This window comes from Streptomyces sp. NPDC057253, from assembly GCF_042669125.1.
GTDB lineage: Bacteria > Actinomycetota > Actinomycetes > Streptomycetales > Streptomycetaceae > Streptomyces.
The window spans coordinates 1-22,560 of record NZ_JBHUXV010000101.1 but is presented as its reverse complement, the minus strand read 5'-3'; the positions used below and the strand labels follow the sequence as shown (position 1 = coordinate 22,560).

The 22,560-nt window shown below is 70.1% G+C and carries 23 protein-coding genes; 6 read left to right on the top strand and 17 right to left on the bottom strand.

Annotated elements, in window-relative coordinates:
- Nucleotides 1–103: 103 nt before the first annotated feature.
- The 3 genes from ACFULQ_RS37130 to ACFULQ_RS37120 all read right to left on the bottom strand — a co-directional run bounded on the left by ACFULQ_RS37130 (nucleotide 104) and on the right by ACFULQ_RS37120 (nucleotide 1,800).
- The gene (locus tag ACFULQ_RS37130) at nucleotides 104–442 is read right to left on the bottom strand and encodes a DUF2516 family protein (protein ID WP_030318102.1); all 339 of its coding nucleotides are present in this window, start codon (nucleotides 440–442) and stop codon (nucleotides 104–106) included.
- A gap of 132 nt (nucleotides 443–574) precedes the next feature.
- Nucleotides 575–1,243 (bottom strand): hypothetical protein, encoded by a 669-nt coding sequence (locus ACFULQ_RS37125; protein WP_383552704.1) that lies wholly within the window; start codon nucleotides 1,241–1,243, stop codon nucleotides 575–577.
- A gap of 83 nt (nucleotides 1,244–1,326) precedes the next feature.
- Nucleotides 1,327–1,800 carry a helix-turn-helix domain-containing protein gene (locus ACFULQ_RS37120; RefSeq protein ID WP_383552702.1) on the bottom strand — a complete coding sequence of 158 codons (474 nt, stop codon included), beginning with the start codon at nucleotides 1,798–1,800 and terminating at the stop codon, nucleotides 1,327–1,329.
- A gap of 134 nt (nucleotides 1,801–1,934) precedes the next feature.
- Between ACFULQ_RS37120 and ACFULQ_RS37115 the strand changes: the two genes are divergently transcribed.
- Together ACFULQ_RS37115 and ACFULQ_RS37110 are read left to right on the top strand one after the other, a co-directional pair.
- Nucleotides 1,935–2,345: a hypothetical protein gene (locus ACFULQ_RS37115; protein WP_383552699.1), complete on the top strand. Its 411-nt coding sequence runs from the start codon at nucleotides 1,935–1,937 to the stop codon at nucleotides 2,343–2,345.
- A 235-nt stretch (nucleotides 2,346–2,580) separates the two neighbouring features.
- A complete protein-coding gene (locus ACFULQ_RS37110) occupies nucleotides 2,581–4,335 on the top strand; it encodes an ankyrin repeat domain-containing protein (protein WP_383552696.1) in 1,755 nt (584 codons plus the stop codon).
- 53 nt (nucleotides 4,336–4,388) lie between these two features.
- Here ACFULQ_RS37110 and ACFULQ_RS37105 read toward each other — a convergent pair whose 3' ends face one another.
- From ACFULQ_RS37105 to ACFULQ_RS37095, 3 genes are all read right to left on the bottom strand, one after another.
- The gene (locus ACFULQ_RS37105) at nucleotides 4,389–5,126 is read right to left on the bottom strand and encodes a class I SAM-dependent methyltransferase (RefSeq protein WP_383552693.1); all 738 of its coding nucleotides are present in this window, start codon (nucleotides 5,124–5,126) and stop codon (nucleotides 4,389–4,391) included.
- 240 nt (nucleotides 5,127–5,366) lie between these two features.
- Complete coding sequence (locus ACFULQ_RS37100; protein ID WP_383552690.1) at nucleotides 5,367–5,849, bottom strand: HAD domain-containing protein; 483 nt, start codon at nucleotides 5,847–5,849, stop codon at nucleotides 5,367–5,369.
- Between the two features lie 5 nt (nucleotides 5,850–5,854).
- Nucleotides 5,855–6,478: an RraA family protein gene (locus tag ACFULQ_RS37095; protein WP_383552688.1), complete on the bottom strand. Its 624-nt coding sequence runs from the start codon at nucleotides 6,476–6,478 to the stop codon at nucleotides 5,855–5,857.
- 167 nt (nucleotides 6,479–6,645) lie between these two features.
- Here ACFULQ_RS37095 and ACFULQ_RS37090 point away from each other — a divergent pair, with 167 nt between their 5' ends.
- Entirely contained in the window at nucleotides 6,646–7,506 is an 861-nt protein-coding gene (locus ACFULQ_RS37090) for a nitroreductase/quinone reductase family protein (RefSeq protein ID WP_383552686.1), read from the top strand.
- Nucleotides 7,507–7,592: 86 nt separating this feature from the next.
- On the opposite strand, the gene ACFULQ_RS37085 is transcribed toward ACFULQ_RS37090, so the two are convergent.
- The 7 genes from ACFULQ_RS37085 to ACFULQ_RS37055 all read right to left on the bottom strand — a co-directional run bounded on the left by ACFULQ_RS37085 (nucleotide 7,593) and on the right by ACFULQ_RS37055 (nucleotide 16,063).
- Nucleotides 7,593–9,626: a HelD family protein gene (locus ACFULQ_RS37085; protein WP_383552683.1), complete on the bottom strand. Its 2,034-nt coding sequence runs from the start codon at nucleotides 9,624–9,626 to the stop codon at nucleotides 7,593–7,595.
- 132 nt (nucleotides 9,627–9,758) lie between these two features.
- The gene (locus ACFULQ_RS37080; RefSeq protein ID WP_383552681.1) at nucleotides 9,759–10,376 is read right to left on the bottom strand and encodes a TetR family transcriptional regulator; all 618 of its coding nucleotides are present in this window, start codon (nucleotides 10,374–10,376) and stop codon (nucleotides 9,759–9,761) included.
- 38 nt (nucleotides 10,377–10,414) lie between these two features.
- On the bottom strand, nucleotides 10,415–12,202 hold the full coding sequence (locus ACFULQ_RS37075) for a phosphotransferase family protein (protein ID WP_383552678.1): 1,788 nt from the start codon (nucleotides 12,200–12,202) through the stop codon (nucleotides 10,415–10,417).
- A gap of 345 nt (nucleotides 12,203–12,547) precedes the next feature.
- Nucleotides 12,548–13,399 carry a winged helix-turn-helix domain-containing protein gene (locus tag ACFULQ_RS37070; RefSeq protein ID WP_383552675.1) on the bottom strand — a complete coding sequence of 284 codons (852 nt, stop codon included), beginning with the start codon at nucleotides 13,397–13,399 and terminating at the stop codon, nucleotides 12,548–12,550.
- A gap of 139 nt (nucleotides 13,400–13,538) precedes the next feature.
- Nucleotides 13,539–14,429 (bottom strand): GntR family transcriptional regulator, encoded by an 891-nt coding sequence (locus ACFULQ_RS37065; RefSeq protein ID WP_383552672.1) that lies wholly within the window; start codon nucleotides 14,427–14,429, stop codon nucleotides 13,539–13,541.
- Between the two features lie 18 nt (nucleotides 14,430–14,447).
- Nucleotides 14,448–15,152, bottom strand: a complete 705-nt coding sequence (locus tag ACFULQ_RS37060) for an HAD family hydrolase (RefSeq protein ID WP_383552669.1) — start codon at nucleotides 15,150–15,152, stop codon at nucleotides 14,448–14,450.
- A 29-nt stretch (nucleotides 15,153–15,181) separates the two neighbouring features.
- Nucleotides 15,182–16,063 carry a winged helix-turn-helix domain-containing protein gene (locus ACFULQ_RS37055; RefSeq protein WP_383552667.1) on the bottom strand — a complete coding sequence of 294 codons (882 nt, stop codon included), beginning with the start codon at nucleotides 16,061–16,063 and terminating at the stop codon, nucleotides 15,182–15,184.
- A 166-nt stretch (nucleotides 16,064–16,229) separates the two neighbouring features.
- On the opposite strand from ACFULQ_RS37055, the gene ACFULQ_RS37050 reads away from it, so the two are divergent.
- Nucleotides 16,230–16,418: a hypothetical protein gene (locus ACFULQ_RS37050; protein WP_037710989.1), complete on the top strand. Its 189-nt coding sequence runs from the start codon at nucleotides 16,230–16,232 to the stop codon at nucleotides 16,416–16,418.
- A gap of 35 nt (nucleotides 16,419–16,453) precedes the next feature.
- On the opposite strand, the gene ACFULQ_RS37045 is transcribed toward ACFULQ_RS37050, so the two are convergent.
- Nucleotides 16,454–17,371, bottom strand: coding sequence for a winged helix-turn-helix domain-containing protein (locus tag ACFULQ_RS37045; RefSeq protein WP_383552665.1), 918 nt, complete (start codon nucleotides 17,369–17,371; stop codon nucleotides 16,454–16,456).
- A gap of 199 nt (nucleotides 17,372–17,570) precedes the next feature.
- Between ACFULQ_RS37045 and ACFULQ_RS37040 the strand changes: the two genes are divergently transcribed.
- Nucleotides 17,571–17,756, top strand: coding sequence for a hypothetical protein (locus ACFULQ_RS37040; protein WP_123761644.1), 186 nt, complete (start codon nucleotides 17,571–17,573; stop codon nucleotides 17,754–17,756).
- A 223-nt stretch (nucleotides 17,757–17,979) separates the two neighbouring features.
- Here the strand turns inward: ACFULQ_RS37040 and ACFULQ_RS37035 are convergent, their stop codons facing one another.
- Both ACFULQ_RS37035 and ACFULQ_RS37030 read right to left on the bottom strand, forming a co-directional pair.
- Complete coding sequence (locus tag ACFULQ_RS37035) at nucleotides 17,980–19,248, bottom strand: GNAT family N-acetyltransferase (RefSeq protein WP_383552663.1); 1,269 nt, start codon at nucleotides 19,246–19,248, stop codon at nucleotides 17,980–17,982.
- A 106-nt stretch (nucleotides 19,249–19,354) separates the two neighbouring features.
- The gene (locus ACFULQ_RS37030; RefSeq protein ID WP_383552660.1) at nucleotides 19,355–19,948 is read right to left on the bottom strand and encodes an aerial mycelium formation protein; all 594 of its coding nucleotides are present in this window, start codon (nucleotides 19,946–19,948) and stop codon (nucleotides 19,355–19,357) included.
- Nucleotides 19,949–20,106: 158 nt separating this feature from the next.
- On the opposite strand from ACFULQ_RS37030, the gene dtd reads away from it, so the two are divergent.
- A complete protein-coding gene (dtd, locus tag ACFULQ_RS37025; protein WP_007382986.1) occupies nucleotides 20,107–20,532 on the top strand; it encodes a D-aminoacyl-tRNA deacylase in 426 nt (141 codons plus the stop codon).
- Nucleotides 20,533–20,589: 57 nt separating this feature from the next.
- Here dtd and ACFULQ_RS37020 read toward each other — a convergent pair whose 3' ends face one another.
- Nucleotides 20,590–22,419: a helix-turn-helix domain-containing protein gene (locus tag ACFULQ_RS37020; RefSeq protein WP_383552658.1), complete on the bottom strand. Its 1,830-nt coding sequence runs from the start codon at nucleotides 22,417–22,419 to the stop codon at nucleotides 20,590–20,592.
- Between the last annotated feature and the right edge of the window lie 141 nt (nucleotides 22,420–22,560).

Below are 22,560 nucleotides of genomic sequence, written 5' to 3'. Positions count from 1 at the left end.
GTTGCGGGTTCTGCCGTTTGCCGTCTGCGGGTGCTTCGTGGCTGGTCGCGCCCCGCGGCGGAGCCGCAAATCGACACAGCCCCGCGCCCCTGACGGGGCGCTTCTAGCGACCTCCGTTATAGGGGCCGTAGGGGCCGTCGCTACTTGAACCCCTGCCTCGGCCGCTGCGGCCGCCGCCCGGGAGGGCGCGGATCGCCGGGCGTACGTCGACCATGTACACGATCGTGGCGATGAGGCCGATGATCGGCAGGAACGACAGGATGTTGAAGATCAGGTTCACCACGAAGGCGAGCCCCAGGATGATCAGCCAGAAGGGCTTGGTCTTCTTGTCGGCCGCGCGGTAGGCGTCCTCGCGGCGGATGGCGGCGTCGAACAGCGCGAAACCGCTGAAAACGATCAGGGCCATGCTCAGCAGCCACATGAAGCCTGCGAACCCCTGCATCAGCACAACGTCCACCACCCGACTCGGCTCGTCATTACGCGGTCACCGTACCCGCTCCCGCGAGTCAGCTACCCGAAGAACGGGCCGGGCACTCGGTAAGTGCCCGGCCCGTGGCCCTGAAGTACTTGGTGCTTACTTGGCGGGCGGGGTCTTCTTCGTCGCCGTGGACTTGCGCGGCGTGGTCTTCTTGGCGGCGGGGGCCGTCTTCTTGGCGGGGGCCGGCGCGGGGGCGGCGGCCGTGGCGGGGGCGGGCTTCGCGGCCGGGGTCTCGACCTTGATCTCGCCCGGCTCGGCCTTGGGCTCGACCGCGATGGCCAGTTCCTCGATCTCCTCGGCGGCCTCGCCGCGCCAGGTCTTCACGGCCTGCTCGCCGTGCTCGGCGACCTTCTCGTAGGTCTCACGGGCCTTGACGGCGTACTCGGCGGCCACGCCCACGCCGCGCAGGGCGAAGTCCTGGGCGGACTCACCGAGCTTCTTGAGGTCGGCGTCGAGGGTGGAGCCGAGCTTCTTGATGTCCCCGTCCAGGCTGGTGAAGAACTCGCCGACCTTGGCCTGGAGGGTCTCCTGGGTCTCCTTGACCTTGGCGCCGGCCTCCTTGGCACGGGCCTGGGCCTTCTCCTGGACCGCCTTCGGGTCGGTGCCGCGCACGGCCTCGATCCGGGCCGGGGCCTCGGCGCGGAGCTGCTCCACCAGGCCGGGCACCTTCTTGGCCTCCTGGAAGGCCAGGTCACCGGCGCCGGCGAGGAAGTAGAGCGGGGTCGGGTCCTTTACGGCCTTGCGGATGTCGTCGGTGATGGCCATGGTGATGGTCCTCCCGGGTCGCTTTCTGCTGAGGGTTTTGGGTCCCGCGTGCCTGGCGGCGTGCTGTCGAGCCGTGTCCTGACTCAACTGGCCGTCTGGTGCGGGTCGGCGTCGCTGCCGTCGGTCGTCGGGGCGTGTTCCTGGGCATCGACCGCACTGTCGCTCTGCCCGTCGCTCTGCGCGGGGGCCGCGTCCGCCGGGGCGATCTCGAAGCCGTTCTCCTTGCGGAAGGACTCGTAGATCTGGAGCAGCACCTGCTTCTGCCGCTCGTTGAGCGTGGGATCGGCGAGGATGACCGCACGTGTCTCCACGTCGTCCCGGTCCCGCTCGGCGTCGAGGATGCCGGCTCGCACGTACAGCGTCTCGGCGGAGATCCGCAGGGCCTTGGCGACCTGCTGCAACACCTCCGCGCTCGGCTTGCGCAGCCCGCGCTCGATCTGGCTCAGATACGGATTCGACACCCCGGCGGCATCGGCGAGCTGCCTGAGCGACAGCTGCGCGGTGCGCCGCTGTTCACGCAGATACTCACCTAGATTGCCGACGTTGAGCGATGCCATGCGTCTACCTTGCCCCACCCCCGCTAACTATTGCAAGCACCCGCTTGCAAAAGTGCGCCACGCCACGTGGGGGTCGGGGGGAGCGGAGGGCTCTGGGTCTGGCGGTGGCGGCCGGTCCGCCGGACGATTGCCGGATGGGCCGACGGGAGACGCCGGAGGAAGCGGTCCGCCGACTCGGGCGGGAGATTTTCGGGTTCCTGGCGGAGGAGCGATTTGCCGGACCCGACGACGTCGATGGTGGTTTCCTCTATGCCGGTCACGGCCTGCGGATCACCATCTACTACTCCTGCTGGAAGAAAGAGTCTGAAGTCGTCGCAGACGTCCGTGTCCTGGGAGACTCCAGCCCCAAGGCCCACGCGGACATTGCCCAGCTCTATGCCGAGTGCGGCCTCGGAGCCGTCAATCACCTGCCCAGCCACGCGGACGGCGCCAGGCTGGCCGAACTTCGCGTCCGAGCCTTCGCCGCAGCCCTGGAAGCCCTGCTGCCACACCTTCTCGCGCCCGATCGCACCGCGCTCGTCCGCCGGGCATCCGCTCGTCCCTGACGTACATGGGGAGTCTTCGCGCGGCTCGCGAGAACGGCGGTCCTCCATCGCAACGCACCGTACGGGCGGCTGCTCGACCTTCCCGGAGACGCTCGGGGTTCCCCCCAGGGCCCCTTCGGAGCCGGGGAGCCCCGGAGAGCCTGGGCGGCATCCAGCCTCCCTCCCCCGCCCCCGATCGCCCCACCACCGACCTCGCACCACCCGCACTGTCAGTGGCCCGTGCAACGCTCTGCGTATGGGTTTCTTCGATGATCTGGTTCTCGCTGAGGAGCCGGCCGGCGAGCGGGGCGTGATGGCGTGGTTAGGGCCGGCCGGGGAGGACGAAGGGCGGTATGTGCCGCCCGTCGACCGGTTCGCGCCCGCGCTGGTGCCGCAGCTCGACGTGGTCGGGGTGGGGGCGGAGACGCGGGTGGTGGTGACGGGGTGGTCCGTGTGGCCCCGGTCGGTCACCCTGCATCTGTCGGTGTTCCGCAGGGTCCGCAGGCAGAGCGGGGGCCCAAGGCGCCAGTCCGGACTCCGCGTGGGGCTGCTGTTCTCCGACGGACGCCGGGTGACCTCGCTGGACGGCACCGTGATGCGGGGGATCGAGTACACCGGCCCCGACGGCCTGCCCAGGCAGGCGGCGACCGAGCAGGCCGTAGGGCTGATCCCGTTGGATCCGGGCCTGCATCACTCCCGCAGGTCGCTCTTCAAGACCGACGTGGACCTGTATCTGCCGGAGCTCCCACCCCCGGGGGACACGCAGTTGGTGGTCGAGTGGCCGGACGAAGGCGTACCCGAGACCCGTACCCCCGTCGACACGGCCGCGCTCCTCGCCGCGTCCCGAAAGGCCCACGAGGTCTGGCCCGACCTCGAACCCCCGGATCGGGAAGACGCGCTGACCACGTTCACGACCATGGAGGTGAGCGGGCCCCCGGCGCTCCTGGCACCACCCCTCAACAGACGCCAACGCGAGGCCCGGCAGCGCGAGGAGGAGGCCCGCCTGCGCTATGTGCCCCAGGCCGACTGGAAGGGAATCGGCTACCGCGACTGGGGTGACCCGGCCCTGATCCGAGCCCGGCTGGCGGGCGGCGCCCCACCCGAGGCCACCGTCGGATGGCAAGGCACCGCCCCGCTCCACCTCACCGCGGAACAGGGCTCGGCGGAAGCGGTGAGCGCGCTCCTCCCCCACGTCACGGACGTCGACATACGCGACCACGACGACCACACCCCCCTCTGGTACGCCGTCCACAGCATGGACGAGGACACGGTGCGCGCGCTGATCGACGCCGGGGCGGACGTATGGACACCGCAGGCGCCACCCTGGTCACCGGGCCGACTGCTGCTGACCACCCCGCTCGCGCCGCTCGTCCGGGACCTGCCCGGCGCGGTCGAGCTGCCTCCGCAGGAGGTCGCCGCCCAGGAGGCCGCGGACGCCCTGATCGCCGCATTCGGCACCGAGCCGCTGTGGACCGAAGGGCTTGGCGTCTGCTTCGTACAGGGCCTGGACGAGGACGAGTTGATACGACGGCTCGGCGCCGACCCCGCCCATTGCCCGCGCGCCGACCGCGACCACGCGCCCTTCGACCCGATGGACTACGACGAGTCCCTGCGCTACGTGGGCGTCAGCGGCGTGGCCGGCGCCCCGGGCGGCTGCGTCATCGCCCAGGACGGGTACATGCCCAGCGACGACGCGGTGCTGCGCGCGATATCGGCGGGCACCTCGGCCTACGGGGTGTACTTCAACCCCAAGGGCGGGACGTTCGGCGCCCTCGCCCGTGACGGCGAGATCGTCGCGGGCGGCGAGATCCACACAGGGCCGCACGACTCGGACCCGGAGGCGTACTGGACGTTCCGTTTCTGGCAGCGCAAGCACGCGTTCCCCTACGGCGCCGACGTCCTCGCCTACTGCTGCGCCGCCGCGGGCCTGAACATCACCGCCGGCCGAGACGCGGTCGACCTCCGCACCCCGCACCGGTGGGTCGCCCTACCGCCAAGCCTCCAACGCTGAGGAATCCCGGGTGCCTGGCAGACCCTCCCGCGGCTCACCTCCGTGCTCCCCGCCTACCTGCTGCCAGGTTCCCGCCCCGCCACGAACACGAACTCCTTGCCCGGCCGGTCCGGCGCGTCCCGTACGTCCTGCACCACGAACCCCTGCGCGACCAGGTCCGCCTCGATCTCCGCCCGCTCCCGGAAGCGCAGGGTCGAATCCGAGGTCAGCGTCCGCCCGTCCGCGGCGAACACATAGGTCCACCGGAAGGACACCAACTGCCCCTCCACGCCCGTGACATCGACCCAGCTCTCCACCGTCCCGACACCGGCCACGTCCGTCACGGCGTACGACGCCTCCCGGTTCCACTCCTCCCAGGCCCGCCGCGCCGGGTCCCGCGTCTCGAACACCAGCCGCCCACCGGACCGTAGTGCCGCATGCGCGCCCCGCAGGGTCCCTCGCCAGGCATCCGCTTCTACGATCTGCTGCGCCACGTTGGCCGTCATGGTCACCAGGTCGACGCGCAGCGGGGGCAGTCCGGTCGCGTCCCCGTGGATCCAGCGCACCCGCTCCGTACCGGGCTTCCCCCGTGCCACGTCCAGCGAAGCCGACGCCGGATCGACCCCGACGACCTCGACCTCCCGCTCGGCCAGCAGCAACGCGAACACCCCCGTCCCACAACCGACATCCAGCACCCGCCGAGCCCCGAACTCCGCCACCATCCCGACGTACGCGTCGAGATCCCGGCGATCGGGATCGAGCGGATCGTAGACAGCGGCCAGCCGCGGATCGGTGAACCCTTCGTCAGCCATGGGGGCGACGGTAGGCCGAGAGCACCGGGCGGGCCAGCCGATATCAGCCGACCATCACGCGGGACCACCCGATGTCTCCTGCCCATCCCCCCGGACCACCCGATGTCCCCTGACCATCCCCCCGGACCACCCGACGGCCCCCGACCACCACCCCGGACCACCCGCTATCCCCCGGCCGTCACACCGGACCACCCGCTATCCCTCGGCTGTCACACCGGACCACCCGCTATCCCTCGGCCGTCACCGCCCGATCCACTCCTCCAAGACGGCGAAGTCCCTGTCGGTCAGCCCCCGTTGTGCATCCACTCGGCGCAGAAGAGCCCGCCCGGGATGATGCCCCGCCACCCACACCCGATCGGCCTCGGTGATCTCGTCGTCGACCCAGACGAAGGGCCGGCCGGCCGCCCAGGAGACAAGGGGCCGGGTCTTCCAGTGCAGCCCGCTCCGGCCCTCGTCGTCCGCGTCCGGCCAGTCCACCAGCGGCAGTTGAGGCAGTCCGAGCCAGGGCGCGAGGCAGGTGTTCGCATCGTCCATCCAGGTCGTGGCCCACACCAACTCGCACCCGAGCGACGCAAGGCGCGCGCCGAGCGCCGGGTCGACACGGGACAGCAAGGGGTGTTCGGCGGCGGCCGCGGGGAGCGGGAAGGCCGGTGCGTACACCGGATACGGCCCCGCCGCCCCGAACGGCAGCAACGTCCCGTCCACGTCCAAGAACAGCAACACCGCGCTCAGTCCTCGAACCCGCCCGCCGCGAGGAGTTCCTCGATGCGCGCCCGATGCGCCGTCTCCCACTGGGCCGGCGTCTCCGCCGCCTCCTTCGTCAGCTTGGCGCGGGCGGCGGTCAGGGTCTCGGTCCGGCGCGCGGCGGGCACGGCCACGACGCCCTCCTCGTCGGCGACCACCACGTCCCCCGCCTCGACCCGCACCCCACCACACCGCACCGGCCCACCCAGCGGCAGTACGGCCTTCTTCGTGCCCGGGATCGGGATGACGCCCCGCGCGAACACCGGGAAGCCGGCCTCCCGCACCTCGGCCAGGTCGCGGATCAGCCCGTCGGCCACGAACCCGGCGATCCCCCGGCGCTGGGCCACCGCGCAGACGTTCCCGCCGGCCAGCGCGTAGTCGAGGTCGCCGGACTCCACCACGATCACCGAGCCGGCCGGCGCCCGGTGGATCGCCGCGTGCAGCATCAGGTTGTCGCCAGGAGGGCACCGTACGGTGAAGGCCGCCCCGGCGATCCTCGGCACCGGCCCCCACAAGGGCCTGATCCCGATGTCCATGACCTGGTCACGACCGAGCAGATCGGCCAGTGTGGTCGTGGGAATGTCCGCAAACTCGGTGGTCTCGATCATGCGCCGGACGTTACCGTGCGGCACATGACTGCCGGGTCGGCCATGTGCCGTGAGCGAATTGGGTGCCCGGCCTCTGAGTGAGGCCGGGGAGGGCCAGGGGCCCGCCGCTTTCTCTGAGTCGTCCAGGAATGACAGGAAACGACCGGAGACCAGAGAAAGCAGACAGAGTGCCCCACCCGACCCACCCTTTCCACGACTTCAACCGGCGGATCATCGACGAGTTCCGCGCGCACCACGGCCAGGTCGGCGGCCCCTTCGAGGGCGGCCGTCTGATCCTGCTCACCACCACCGGCGCCCGCACCGGAACCCCGCACACCACCCCCCTCGGCTACCTCCCCGACGGCGGCGACCGCATCCTCGTGATCGCCTCGGCGGGCGGCTCGCCCCGCCACCCCGACTGGTACCGAAACCTTCAGGCCGACCCGCATGTCACCGTGGAGAGCGGGGTGTTCACCTACGAGGCGCGGGCCGTCGTCCTGACCGGCGAGGAGCGGGACCGGGCCTTCGCGCGGGCCGTGGAGGCGGACCGCGGCTGGGCGACCTACCAGGAGAAGACCGACCGGCTCCTCCCCGTGGTCGCCCTGCACGAGATCGCCCGCCCGGGACCACCGAACATCAACGCGGACTCCCCGGGCGAGGCCATCAGGCTCGTCCACGACGTCTTCCGCCGCGAACTCGCCCTGATCCGCCGCGAGATGACCACCGGAGGCTCCACGCTCGGTGCCCAACTCCGCGTGAACTGCCTGACGTTCTGCCAGGGCCTGCACCACCACCACACCGGCGAGGACCTGGGCATGTTCCCCTTCCTGGCCGACCGCCACCCCGAGGCGGCGCCCGCCCTCGACCGGCTGCGCGCGGAGCACGAGCACATCGCGTCCCTGGTGGCGGAGTTGCGCAAGGCACTCACCGAACCGGACCCGGACCCCGCTTCCATCCGCACCGAGGTCGACCGCCTGACCACCGAGCTGGAGGCTCATCTGACGTACGAGGAGGAGCAGTTGCTCCCGCTCCTCGACAGCGGCGCCTGACGCGTCGGAGCGGTGGCCGCGCCCCTGGAACGGCCGCCTGACCCGTCGGTGCGGGCGGCCGCCGCCCTCTTGGGACGGCAACGGACTCAGAACGGCAGCGGCCGCCCGTGCACCACCTCCAGCCGCGACACCGCCCGGGTCAGCACGACATACAGCCGGTGCAGCCCGCGCTCCTCCGCCTCCGCGATCGCCGCGGGCTCGACGGCCACCACATGGTCGTACTCAAGTCCCTTGACCACAGCGGCCGGTACGACGCTCACCCGCGCCCCGAGTTCGTCCGGCCCGGCGGCGGGGATCCCGGCCGCGTTGAGGGCCAGCCGTACGACGTCCACGTGCTCGTCGGCCGCGACGACCCCCACGGACCCGTCGTGCGCGAGCGCGTCCCGTACGGCCGCCACAACCTCCCCCGCCAACGCGCCCGCGCCCGCCACCCGGCGCATCCGCAACTCCCCGTCCTGGCGCAGCGATCGCCCGGCCGGCACATCCACGTCCAGCCGCTCCAGGAGCCGGTTGGCGAGCCCTACGACGGCCCGCGGCACACGGAAGCCGAGGGTCAGCGGTACGACGGCCGCGTCCGGCTTGCCGAGATGGGCGAGGACGGTGTGCCAGGAGCGGGCCGCCCACGGCGTGGTGCCCTGCGCCAGATCGCCGAGGACGGTCAACGATCCGAAACGAGCCCGGCGCGCGATGGCCCGGCACTCCATCGGAGACAGATCCTGGGCCTCGTCGACGACGAGATGGCCGTACCCCTCGGGATGCTCCACGAGCCCGGCGACCTCGTCGAGCAGCACCAGATCGGCGGCCGACCAGCGCGCCGACTTCCACGACCGCGGCGGTGCGCCCCACATCAGCGCCCCCTGCTCACCGTCGTCGAACAACCCATCGGCCGCGGCCGCCAACGCACGCCGGTCCGTGAGGAGTTCGGCCAGCAGTTCCTCGGGCCGCACCTTCGGCCATACGACATCGAGGAATGCCCCGACCGCCCGGGACCGCGACACTCGCTGCACCCAGGCCCCGCTCTGCGGCCCGGCCCGCCGCTCGGCCTGCACCTGCACACCGCGCACCACCCGCCCGCGCACCCGCTCCCGCCCGATGCCGTACGGCGGCGCCTCCTCCCGTACGTCCGCCACGATCCGCGCGAGTTCACCGGCGCCGACTCTCCAGTGATACGAACCGTCCTTGATCTCAAGGGAGTTGACCGGTGTGGTCGACACGCGCGCGTACAGCGCCCGGCGCAGCACCTCCGCCATCCGGGGATCGTGCTTGAGGACGGCGGTCGGGCGGGGATCGGTGCCCGTGACCGGATGGCGGGCGATCTCGTCCTGGAGCGTGGACTGCCGTACCCCGGTCTCGCCGAGCGCGGGCAGGACCTGGGAGATGTAGGAGAGGAAGGTCCGGTTGGGGCCGAGGACGAGAAGGCCGCCGCGCCGCATCCGCTGTGGGTGGGTGTAGAGCAGATAGGCGGCCCGGTGCAGCCCGACGGCGGTCTTGCCGGTCCCGGGGGCGCCCTGGACGCACACGGAGACGGCGAGGTCGCCTCGTACGAGATCGTCCTGCTCGGGCTGGATGGTCGCGGCGATGTCCCGCATGGGTCCGACGCGGGGCCGCTCGATCTCGCGGGTGACGATGGCGCTGGGCCCCGACTCCCCCTCGCCCAGGTGCTCGTCCTCCAGCCCGGTGAGGTCGGCGGAGTCCCCCGCACTCCCCGCGGCCCACCCGAACCGCCGCCGCACGGCGACGCCCTGCGGATCCTGGACGCTCGCCTGGTAGAAGGCGCGGGCGACGGGGGCCCGCCAGTCGACGACGAGCGGCGGGGCGGCGGGATGCTCGGTGATCCGCAGCCGCCCGAGGTGGTAGCTCTGCCCGCTGTGGTCACCGCGGTCGAAGTCCAACCTGCCGAAGAACAGGGGCCCTTCGGGGAGCTCCCGCATCTCCTTGGCCTGACTGCGCAGCCGGTACCCGAGGACCTCGGCGTCGGCCCCGGAGGCGGAGACGTCCTCACCGACGACGACCTGCTCCTGGGCGCCGTCGACCATGGCGGCGAGGGCGGCGCGGCAGCGGTCGTGGTGGACGCGCTCGCGGTACAGGGACTCTTTCAGGGCGGGGTCGGCTGAGGTCATGGGGGCGAGCGTACGCGAAAAAACACAACCGAGTTAACTTTTTAACCCGGCTTCATTTTGCTTCGACCGGCACCCGACTTCATCTTGCTTGGGCCAGCACCCAGCTCCATCTTGCTGGGCCAGCACCCGGCTTCATTTCTCTTCGGCCAGCCAGGGCAGCGCACCCGCCAGCATCTCGAACGCCCGCTCGGCCGCGGCCACGGCGTCCACGCGGACCTCCTCGATCGGCTCCCCCTCGGCGATCCGCCGCCAGTTCTCCAGAGCGAGCACCCGCCGCACGGCGACGATCTGCCCCGCGGCGAGCCGAGCGTCCAGATCCCCACCGAGCACCTCGGCGAGCGCGGCCTCCTGCCGCTCCAGATGCCCGTGAGCCCGGGCGACGAGGGAGGGGGTGCCGTAGAGAAGCCGATGAAAGGCGAGCACCTGCGGGTGATCACTGAGCCCGGTGACGGGGTCCGCCCGCTCCAGCCCGTCGAGGAAGTGCCGGCGCAGGGCGACAAGAGGCGCCTCCCCCGACTCCACCACGACCCGCGCGGCCTCGTCCTCGTGATCGGCGATCCGATGCAGGACGAGGTCCTCCTTGGCCGGGAAATACCGGAAGAGGGTGGGCTTGGAGATCCCGGCAGCGGCGGCGATCTCAGCGACGGAGACGGCGTCGAACCCCTTCTCCAGGAACAGCCGGATGGCGATCTCGGAGACGGTCTCGTACGTCTGCCGCTTCTTGCGTTCGCGGAGGCCGGGGTGGGTCATGGGGGGAGCCTACGCATTGCTGTGCGGACGGACTGAGGTCAGGACGCCTTGAGGGAGGACGGTGCCTTGGGTACCGCGCGCCGACGCAGGCCCAGAGATCCCGTAGCTGCGGAGAGGGTCATCTCGTACGCGTCGACGGCCCGGCGTACGTTCGGGGTGTCCAGTGCTGCGCCCGTAGTCATCCGGTCGAGATCGACGTAGGCCGAGCGGATCTGCTCGATCCAGCGGTAGACCCGCCAGTCTTCCTCCCACCCCGCCACGCACTCCGAAGGAAGCTTCCTGCTCCAACGGTCGAACATGCGCATCCGCATCTCCGTCCGGGTGGGCGTGAGATGCAGGTGACGCACGAGATCGTAGAGAGGGTCGCCGATCATCCCCATCTCCCAGTCGATGATCGTCAGCCCGCCCCGGCGTCCAGCCCGCACAAGGTTCCAGGGATTGAGGTCGCCGTGCAGCAGGACTGGAGTACGGCCGGTCAATTCGTAGCGGCCGAGGGCCCATCGAAGGACGTCACCGTTCGGCAGCCCTCGCTGTTCGGCGGCCCGCAGGGTCTCGGCGGGGAGTTCGTCCACGAAGGCGGCGAGCCGTGCGGTCAGCCAGTGGTAGAAGCCGTGCTCAGGCTCCTCGAACGGCAGGGACGAATGGTCCACCCGCGCGAGCGCGGCGAGTTCGTCGACGAGTTCGTCCGCCTCGGCCGGCAGCAGTCCGTCCACGGGATGCTGGGGAGGCCGGCCCTCGGGGCCCTCGTAGGTGTGGATCGCGAAGTGGCGTCCACAGTCGTCGTAACCCAGCGCCAGGATGCGCGGCGCCCGAATCGGCGCCTTGGACCGCTCGATGACCTGAAGCACGGCGTGTTCCGGGAGAAGCCCCTGTTCACGGCGCGGAGCGGCCGCGGTTTCACGACGGACCACGATGGGGTCCGGATAACCCTCCACTCGGACGACGGTGTTGAGGTGGGCCGTACCGCGGAAGACCAGGTCGGCCGGGCCGATCCCCTCCACCGCGAGCGCGCGGCGCACTAGGTCCGGCGGGAAGTCGGCCCGCTCAGGGACACGATCGTCGCGCCGCCACCGGAACAAGGTGTCCGGCAACTTGGCGGCCTTCCGCGCGATACGCGCCGCCTGCCAACGGAACAGGGCGTCCGCGATCTCCTTCTCGGTCGGGACCTCGGACATGCCGAGCAGGTCGGCGGCGTGATCCAGCGCCGAATGGATCTCGACGGCCGCCCCCGTCAGCCGGTCGCCTTCGATCGAGTCGCCAAGAGACTTCGCCGCGCGGATCACGTCGTCGTATGCGGCGTGGATGCGTTCGAAACCGATGTAGTGCGTAAGGTCCCGGGTGAGACCACTGACAGCCAGTGGCCTCGTACGCCGCATACCGCGCACCCACGCGTCGACGACCTCATCCTCTTGGTCCTTGGGGTAACGCATCCGCACCACATGGGCGGCGAGACCGTGCAGCGGGTCTCCGTAGGAGGCCGAGGCCCAGTCGAGGGCGTCCATCGAGAGCTTGGGTCCCTCCAGGACGATCGCGTTGTCCCGGGTGAGGTTCGTCAGCAACAGGCCGTAAGGACGGCGGGACATGGCGGGAACCTGCTCGGCGAACCGGACCAGCGCATCACCGGGCACGCCGAGCACAGCGAACAGCCCACCAATCTCGGTCCAGTTGGGGGCGAGCATGCGCTGTTTCGCCTGCCGTACGAGCGTGCCCAGATAGGCCCGGCTGTCCCTCTCATTGCGGGGCCATTCGGCCGGCAGCGGGGGCAGTGCGTCCTTGCGCACGAGGGTCAGACGCGTGAGGAACCGGGTCAGTGCGTCGACGACCACGGCGTCGACAGGCTTTTCGGGCGGACAGGTGCTGGCCAGCACATCGATCCCTGGACCGGCGTGCGCGGACGCTCCCGCGTAGATATCGGTACCGAATCCATTCCGGCGAAACGCCGAAACCACGGCATCCCGGACTTCGCCCCCGCGGTCAGGCCAAGCCCCGATCGCCACCCGTGCTCCTGAAACGCTAGTTCTAAACATCGAAAAGGATGCGCATCCAAGAAAATTGATGCACACGATAGCGGGGCGCGCCCCTTCGCATGGCCCTGTTGCACCCATTGGAAGGAGACCTGTCGGACATGTCTGGGACGTGCCGAAGTTTTTAACGTCCCCGTGCCCGCTCCGTTACGTCGCGAGCAGCTGCCACGTCTTGTCGAACCAGTTCCGCCAACTACTCACGATCAGCGAGTCCTGGGAGTCCGGGTCGGCATCCTTGGCGCAGTGCGTCAGCGTGGAGTCGAAGCCCATGACGTCGACGACGTCCAGAGTGGTTCCGTCGTCGAGGGTTATGGGCCGCTCGGACGGCACGTAGGGCCCTGTCACCACTTCGGCATCATTGAAGATGTACAGCTTCGAGTACGGCACGAGAGGGACTCGGCGGATCTCGACCGTAGCGGTCAGTCCGGGAGTGTCCCTGGCAAGCTCGCCGAGGCGGCGGACGAGGTTGTCCGTGTGGTACTTCCTGATGTCCCGAAGATGCTGTTGCGGCCTGTCATCGTCCGGGGAACCCGGGGCGTAAGGGAAGGGCATGGGCAGGTCGTCGTCCGGCACCAGCATGCGAATGGTGATCTTCCCCGGCCTGATCTCGCGGGCCCGGATGAGTTCCTCCTGCACCCGTACATGGGTGTAGAGGACCTCTGACGTGAGGGTGAACACGTCGAGCGAGACGTCCTTCGCCCTGAACGCAGCGGCGATGAGCGGGCCCAGCGTCACGCGCCGTACGGCAGCGTTCTCGCGGGCGCTCGACCCGACGGTCTGCGTACGCAGCACGACCGATCCCCGGCCCTGGCGTGACTCGATCCAGCCCTCGTCGGCCAGGACGACGAGCACGCGCTGAACCGTGTCGCGGGACACGTCATACCGCGTCGCGAGCTCGCGCTGCGACGGCAGCAGGGTTCCCTCGTCGTACTCGCCCTCGGTGATCTCCGCGAGCAGGGCGCTCTTCAACTCCTGGAACTTCCGGCCGCCTTCATCCACTGCACTACCGGTACCCACAAGTGGACCCTACCGCCGACCGTCAGGCAGCAAACAAGTACCTGGCCGATTAGCGATCTGTTCGGCCGGGGACAACCAATTTACGACAACCAGTCCACTGGGCTGAAAGAGGGCGGGGATGTCACGACGATTCGTAACGGTGCCAGCAGGAGTCGAACCACTCCTGCCAGCTCTGCATGAACACGGAGCCGACGGCACTGGGATCGCCCTCGTCATGCACGAGCCGTATCAGCGTCGAGCCGAGTCCCAGGACGTCCCAGGCATCGATCTCGGTGTCGTCGTCCATCAGGATCGTGCGCTCCACGATCTTGTACGGGCCCAGGAGCCCTTCCACACCACGCCGCAGATACAGCTTGTGGGTCGGGGCGAGCGGCACCTCCAGGACCTTCACGTCCACCTCGCGCACCAGCCCGTCCGTCTTGAGGTTGCGCAGGGCGTTACGCAGCGAGGAAGTGTGGCGCCGGATGATTTCGCGGATCCGGGCCTGAAGGAGCTGGTCCCGCTGCCGCACATCGGCGGTCGCGGAAACGTCCTTGGGCACCCTGGCTCGTGGATACGGCAACTCGATCTCGTCGGACGGCAGCAGTATCCGCAGCGCGATGCGTTCCGGGGCAGGAACCTGCGCGTTGCGGATCGCCTCTGCCTGAACGCGCATGTGGGTGTCGAGGCTCTCCGACGTGAAGGTGAAGACGTCCAGTTCCACGACCGGTTGGGCGAAGGCGCGGGCGACGAAGGGGCCGAGCGCGATGCGGCCCGGTGGCACCTTCGGCTGCGTCGCTACATGGATCGGAGGCGTCGCTCGAACCCTCGATCCACTGCCCTGGCGGGACTCGATCCAGCCCTCGGTCTTCAACTCCTCCAGGACACGCTGGATCGTGTCGCGCGAGACGCCGAACTCCTCGGCGAGAGCACGCTGCGGGGGCAGGTTGTGCCCCGGCCGGTAGTCGCCCTCGGCGATACGGGACCGCAGCGTCGCCAGGATGGCAACTCCCTTGCCACGCTCATCACTCACTCCGCGACCGTACCGACCTCAGGGCCGCTTGCGCAGGACGACGAGCACCTCGTCCAGCGAGCGCACCACCACCTCAGCGCCCGCCTCCCTCAGCGTCCTCTCCTTGTCCTCATTACGCGCGTAGCCCAGGAACTCAACTCCCGCCTGGCGCGCGGCCTCGAGGTCGGTCGCCGCGTCGCCGATCATCAGCGTGGCCGCCGGAACCGCCCCCATGGCCTTGATCGCCTCTTCCAGGCAGTACGGGTTCGGCTTCATCTGGTCGAGGTTCGATGTGCGGCCGTAGACGTACGGGAAGCAGTCCTTCAGCCGACGGGTCCCGATGTAAGCCTCTGCCGCAGCGGCAGCGTTGTTGGTGGTGATCGCGAACCTGACCCCGAGGGACGACCACGTCCTGATCACAGGGTCGGCGTACGGCGTGGGCCTTGCTTTGGGAACGGCCGCCAGTTCACGCCGGGTGAGCCACTCCTCCAGCTCAAGGACCAGATCGCTTCCCCGGTGACGCTCATGAACGCCACGCAAGGCTTCCTGGGGGTCATTGCTGGATCGTTCCTGCTCGGTGAGCAGGGCACCCATGCCCAACAGATCTATCTTGTTGACGAGTTCACCGGCGATCTCATGCGCCGGATACCCAGCGAACAGCCGGCAGATCGGTCCGTCAAGGTCCCAGAGCACGTATCGGGCGGAGGCGACCAGTGATGAGAGTTGTGCTTTCTCTGCTGCCACCGGTCCAGTGTGCGTCGTATCAGGAGTCACTAAGAGAGTGTCAGGTCAGTCGTGATGGTTTCCCAGAGGGCGTTGAACCACTTCTGCGACTGGTCGACGAACGACGCGTCCCGTTCACCGGCGCCGCTCTCGAAGGAGAACAGCAGCGACTCCGTGCCCAGGACGTCGTACATGTCCAGGACTCCCGCGTCGGTCGGCTCCTCCCGGCGCGACACCATGTAGTACGCGATCAACGCCTCCGACTCGTTCAGCAGATACAGCTTCACCGGTGGCGTGAACGGCAGTGCTCGGAACGTGACCTGGACGTCGATGCCGTGGGAATGGCGCAGGGCGCGGAGGTTGTGGCGCAGGACGTGGCCCTGGGCGTTGCGCATCTCCAGCCAGCGCTGGTGGACCGGGTTGTCGTCGTCGGGGGCCTCGACCGGGACCGGGAAAGCCAGGTTGATGTCGCGGGACGGGAGCAGGATGCGGACCTCGATGGACTCGGGGTGGATCCGGCCCTCGTGGATGAGGCGGACCGGTTCGCTCAGGGCCACCATCAGGGACTCCGCGGTCAGGCACGCGGCGTCGATGCGGACGTGCGGGGCGGCGAACGCCTCCGTGAGGCGGGGGGCCAGGGCCACCATCGTCGGCTGAGGCTCCCCCGACAGCGCGGGTGTCCGCTCCGCGATCCGCGGCGGGCTCCCCTTGCTCACATTGCTGAGCAACCCGTCCTCCTGGAGCGCGCGCAGCGCCTGGCGGACCGTTCCCCGTTCCACTCCGAACTCCTCCGCGAGTTCGGCCTGGGTGGGGAGGCGGTCGCCGGCCTTGAGGTCGCCCACGCGGATGCGTTCTCGCAGGGTGTCAGCGATTTCCTGGGGCGAGAGCTTTCTGCTGCCGTTCACTGCCACGTTCTCCTGGGTCACGACCAAACGTTACAACTCCAATCCATCTATGGGGAGTTGTTCCGAAGTTGTTTATCAACCATAACCAAGTGGGGACAACATAGTCAGAGTTGGTTGCCAACTTGGTTGAGTTGGCGGAACGTTTGCCTCCTCACCCGCCTCGCCCGCCCCGAAGCCCGAAGGGGGAACCACCATGCCGGCCCTTGCCCTCCTCTCCGCCGTCTTCGTCGTCGGCGTCGAGCAGACCCTGCAGTGGAAGTACGGCGCCAGCGGCATCATCGGGATGCTGCTGCTCACCATCGGTCTCAAGGCCAAGAACCCCGCGATCAGTTCGACCGGGGCGGTCGTGCTCGCCCTGCTGGTCGCGGGACCGGCCCTGTGAGGGAACAGCGCGCCCGTAAGCCCCTGTGGGAGACGTCAGCTCGTGAGCGCAAGCTCCGAACTGATCGTCTCCCACAGTGCGTTGAACCACAGGTGGGACTGCTCCACGAAGGTCGTGTCCCGCAGGCCGGCGCCCTGCTCGAAAGGGAACAGCATCGACTGCGTGCCCTCGGAGTCGTACAGCTCCAGATGCTCCTGGTCGATCTGCTGCTTGCTGCGGGTCAGTGTGTAGTACGCGAAGAGCGCCTCCGTGCCGTTCAGCAGGTAGAGCTTGACGGGCGGGGTGAACGGCAGGGCGCGGAAGGAGACCCGTACGTCGATGCCGTGCGTGGTGCGCAGGGCCAGCAGGTTGTGCTTGAGGACCTGCCCCTGTGCGTTGCGCTGGGCCAGCCAGCGCTCATGGACCGGGTCGTCCTCGCCGCGGCCCTCCACCGGCACCGGGAAGGCGAGGTCGATATCCCGGCCCGGCAGCAGGACCCGCACGTCGACCTTGGCCGGATTCAGTCGTCCGGCGTGGATCTGGCGCAGTCCCTCGCCGATGGCGAGGTTGAGGGAGACCGAGGTCAGGCACAGAGCGTCTATCTCGACGTGCGGGGCCGCGAAGGCGGCGGCGATGCGGGGGCCGAGGGCGACGGTGGTGGGCTGCGGGACGGCTCCGAGGCCGTTGAACGCCCGGCCCGCGCCCAGGTCGGGGGCGACGGTCGCCGGGCTTCCCTTGGACACGTTGGTGAGCAGGTGCTCCGCCTGCAGGACGTACAGCGCCTGGCGTACGACCCCGCGCTCCACCCCGAACTCGTCGGCCAGCCGCGCCTGTGTGGGCATGCGCTGACCTGCCCGCAGCGTGCCGGACCGGATCCGGGCGCGGAGCTCGTCGGCCACCTCGTGATGGGACTTCTGTGGCCGCTGTGACCTCTTCCGTCCATTGACGGAGGCGTGTTTCGGGTCCACGGCCAAACCCTACAACTTCCCGCCATCTTTAGGCAGTTCAATGAAAGGTGGTTATGAGCCGCTTCCAAGCGGAGATAAGTACAGTGAAGTTGGTCGCCAACTTGAGCAACCTTGAGAAACATGGTCAAAACTTCACAAGGTTGGCCAAGTCGGCGGTCGACAGGGGCCACCGTCCCGAGGGGGACCGTCCCGAAGGGGGACCGTCATGCCGTTCATCGCCGTCGCCATCGCCGCCCTCGCCGTCGGCTTCGAGGCGCTCGTTCAGTGGAAGTGGGGCGCGATGGGCATCGTGGCGTTCGTCGCGCTGACCGTCGGCGTCAAGGCCAAGAACGTCGCGATCGGCGGCATCGGAGCGGTCATCCTCGTGATGCTGCTCGCCCAATCAGGATGACCCGGTCCGGATGACCACATCCAGACGACCCCGTCCGGATGACGCCCGTCCCACGGGCCCAGGATCCGGCTGATCGGGCTCCCTTCCGGAGGGGAGCCGGGAGCCCGGTCGGTCTGCACAGCCACAACTGAACACCGACAACTGAAGAGCCTCACCAGTACAGCCACAACTGAAGAGCACAGCTACGGATGAACAGTCAGCGGTCGTCGACGGACAGGAGACCTCAGAACATGTCCAGGCACCAAGGGCGCCTGGGCGTACGCAGCAGGGCGTCGGCCCCCCGGCCGGCGCCCGCTCGTTCTTCCCGGACCCGCCCCAGCGCCGTCAGCCGCGCCACCGACTCGTCCCCGAGCCACAGCGTCGCCAAGTCCCGCACGTCCAGCGTGAGATCGGCGCTGCGCGTGGTCGCCGTACAGGAAGCGCCGTCGGGCGAGGCCTCCAGCAGGTAGCGGCCGCCGGCCGTCCCGGAGCCGTCCACGACCTCCAGCACCAGCGCGCCCGCACCCTCGTACGTCCGCGCCTCCAGGGCCCGTACGACATCCAGGATCCGCACCCACATCCAGTCCGCCTGCATGCTGATCATGGCCGCGGGAGGGTTCGGCAGCAGGTGTGGGAGCAGGTCGTCGGGGGCCCGCCAGTCGCTCTTGACCTGCATGACCCAGTCGATCGAGCACAGGTAGTGCCACAGGGCGCGCTCGGCGGCCGGGGTCGAGGCGATCAGACTCCGCACGGTCGCCGTGTTCGACGGCTGCATGGTGTCGGCCCACTTGTCGTCGACCTCGTACGCCATCAGCCCCTCGACCGTGCCGTCCGCCGCCCGGTACAGCGCGTAGAAGGGCTCGGTCCAGGTCGGCTCGGTGCGCACGGCGCCCGTGTGCAGCTGCCACCACCAGTCGCCGCGGCTGATCGCGCCCGGAGTGGCCCGGCGGACCCGGTCGTGCAGTTCGGGACCAAGCTTGCGTACGACGTCGGGGTCGACCAGGTCGATACGGGCGCCGTCCAGCTCCGGGCCCCGGGGGTCGAGCCCGGCGCGGGTGACGTCGACCGTCCACACGGTGCCCGAGGTGGCGGGGCCGAAGCCGTAGCGGCCGTAGATGCCGTACTCGGCGGCGATCAGCGTGGCCACGACGTCTCCGCGGTCCTTCGCGGCGGCGAGGTCCTGGGTCATCATGCGGGTCAGCAGGCCGCGGCGGCGGTGGGTGGCGGTCACGGTGACCGCGGTGATCGCGTCGGCGGGGACGAACGCGCCGCCGACCGCCGTCACCTCCTGCGCGAAGGACCGGAAGGTCGCCACGCACCGGTCCCCCTCGAAGGCCCCGATGAACCGACCCGGCTCGAACTGCGCCCGCCGCGCCTCCAGCTCCGTCGCCGGCACGACGGGCTCCCGCAGGAACCCGGCCCGCACGGCCCGCAACCACTCGGGATGCTCGGCCTCGGTGATCGTACGGACGTCTATGGCGGATGTGTCGGCTCGGTCGGCTCGGTCGCTCATGCGGGCCACGGTAGGCGGCCGGGCAGGGGGGTGTCGCGCAGATTTCCGCACCCGGGGATCACCGACCCGCCGACCTGACGACTCACCGCCCCGCCGACCCACTCCGCTACGTCAGCAGATCCTCCACCTGCGCCTCCCCCTCCCGGTACCGCCGCGCGATCTCCCCGCTGCACTCGTCCGTCGTCCGCTGGAGCCGTTGCCTGCGGACGGACACCTGCTGCTCGTACCGCACCAGCCGGCCCATCGCCGTGTTCAGCTCCAGGTCGGTGCGGGCGCCCAGGTCCGAGAGTTCGACCTCGGCGAGCATCTCGGCGGCCAGCAGGCGGTACTCCTCGCTGTGCGGGGTGCCCAGCGTGACATGGCGGGCCGAGGAGCGGTGGCGGGCCGGGGCGTCGGTGAGGATCTCCGGGAGCCGCTCGACCACCGAGGCCTCCGGGAGCCGCTCGGCGAGCGCGTCCCGGCCCGCCGGCGACCGGCGGGTCAGTTCCGCGCGGAGGATGTCGATACGGCCCTGGAGCAGCCGTCGGACGTAACTGAGGTCCGCCTCGTCCCGCTGGGCGTCCCGGCGCAGCGTGCGCAGCGCGGGCAGGCTCAGCCGGGCGAGGTCGTGCTCGGGCGGCTCCGGGGGCAGCACGGGGCTGTCCGTACGTTGCGTGGGCGGCCGCAGACTGTCCAGCCGCCCGGTACTCGGTGTGCTCATGCGCCTCTACCGTCCCCTCGACCGGCGTGTGGAAGCATCGTGCCACCCCAAGTGGCCGCTATGTGACCGAGTGCCCCCGAACGGCCCCAGATGGGGGGTTAAGGATCAAAAACAAACCCGGACGCAGTCCCTTCGAGCAGGCCCGGCATGATGGTCGTATGCGAGCGGTGGTGCAGAGGGTGGACGGCGCGAGCGTCGTCGTCGACGGCGAGACGGTCGGGGAGATCAGCGGCGAGGGACTGTGCGTCCTCGTCGGGGTCACGCACGAGGACACCAAGGAGAAGGCGGCCCAACTGGCCCGCAAACTCTGGTCGGTGCGCATGCTGCACGACGAGAAGTCGTGCAGCGACATCGACGCCCCGCTGCTGGTGATCAGCCAGTTCACGCTGTACGGCGACGCCCGCAAGGGCCGCCGCCCCACCTGGAACGCGGCCGCCCCCGGCGATGTCGCCGAGCCGCTGGTCGAGGAGGTCGTCGCCCAGCTGCGCGCGCTGGGCGCCACGGTCGCCACCGGCCGCTTCGGCGCGCGGATGCGGGTGTCCCTGACCAACGACGGCCCGTTCACGGTCCTGTTGGAGATGTGACACGTCACGGGCCGTCGGAGACGTGACAGATCACGGACCTGTCCGCGAGGCGGCACGTCACGGCCCACCCCCAGGCACCCCCAGGAACTCCCGACAATCCCGAGCCACCTCCGCCATGCCCAACTCCTCCGCCGTGCCCAGCGCGGTCCGGGCGAAGTCCTCCGCACCGGCCCGTACCGCCGCGGAGCGCGAACGCCGCCTCGCCCGCGCCTCGTCCAGCCGCAGCCGCGTCATCTGCGCCGGCGAGTGCTGGGCCAGCCGCACGGCCCGGCGCAGATGCCCGAGCGCGGTGTCCGGCTCGCCCGCCACCAGCGCCAGCAGTCCGCTGAAGCGGGCGGCGGGGCCGAGCAGGACGGTCGGCCAGCCGGCGAGGACCAGCTCGCCGGGGTGCGCGTCCAGGAGGGCGCGCAGCGGTGGGACGTACGGCAGCAACTCCCCGACGCGTACGTCCCGTACGGCCAACTCCGCGAACGTCTGGGCGAGTACGGCGGCCGTCGGCAGCGCCCAGCCGCTCGGCGGGAACCTGGTGAAGCCGTCGGTGTCCGCGGCGAAGGCCAGGACCTGGTCGGCCGCCTGGTCGTGGCGGCCGGTCTCGCACAGGGCGAGCGCCAACCCCGCCCGCCAGACCGGGAAGTAGTCGCGGCGCCGGACGCCGGCCATGAGCGGGGAGCCGAACAGCTCGGCCATCCGGCCCTGTTCGTGCCGGAGCCAGTAGGCCTGGCCGAGGCAGGTCTGGCTGAGGGTGTCGGCGGGTACCGACTGCTCCCTCTCCATGGTCTCGGCGATCGCGCTGGACTCGCCGAGGATCCACTCCTCGGCGGCGGCGAACTCGCCCTGCCACAGGTTCATCAGGGCGTCCAGCGTGCCCTGTTGCCAGTGCGCGAGGGTGCTGTGCCGGTGTGCGGCGTGCTCGCGATGGCGTCGTACGGTCGCGTCGGCGGCGGTCACCCGGCCCACCCGCAACTGGTCGATGGCCAGGGCGACGAGGGCCTCACCGATGAAGTACACCGAACGGGAGCGGACGGCGACGTCCCGTAACTCGGCCGACAGGGCGAGGAGTTCGGCGGCGGGCGCGAAGTCGTAGAGGGCCCAGCGGCATTCGGTGAGGACCTCGCAGTGGGTCTCGGCGCCGATGCCCGGGAGCCGGTCCCGTAACTCGCGCAGGACTCCCCGGGCCCGGTCGACGCTGGTACCGGGTTCGGCGCCGGGAACCGCGGTGTCGTCGCCGACGCCCATGGTGAGCTTCTTGGCGCGGTGCGCGGTCAGGCGCAGCCGCAGCTCCACCGCCGGGAGGTCCTCGCGGCCGGCCAGCGTCTTCAGGCACTCGTCGATCCGTGCGAGGAGTTCCCGGTCGACCTGGCCCGGGTCCGACCAGCGGCGGGCGCAGCGCACGACGGCGTGGGCCCGGGCCAGGTCGTCGCCCTCGGCGGCCCGGTACGCGGCGAGGTAGAGCCGGCCGGCCTCGTACATGTCGCCGAGGAGATGACGGGCGTCACCGCGCCGGATCAGCTGGTCGAACTCGGTGCCGGGGGCGTCGACCGGGACGGCGGCACCCACCCGCCTGCGCCTCCGCCGCGGCCCGGGCTGCCCGGGCTGTCCTTGCCGCGCCTGCCGCTCCTGCCGCTCCGGGCGCTCGGAAGACGCGGTTCGCGCAGGCCGCACAGGCCGCACCGGCCGGTCCGGCAACAGCCCCAGCAGCTCGCCCTCCGCGTGCAGGACGGTGTCGCACTCCCGGGCCAGCGCGGGGCCCGGCATCCGGGTGCCGTTCTCCACCCGGCTGAGGTAGCTCTTGCTGTAGTTGACGAGCCGTGACAGCTCGCCGAGCGAGAGCCCGGCGGCCTTTCTGCGCATGCGCAGCGCCTCGGCGAATTCCTCTTCCGGTGTCATGGCGCCTCCCCCGGAGCACTTCGCCACTTCGTTCACTCGAACACTTGCTCCTCGTGTCCGCGCGGTCGCTGGCCGTTGCCAAATTATGGGTTGTCAACGGCATATCGCGCCCAGTGTTTCCGGCCGGACTCACCCTGGACG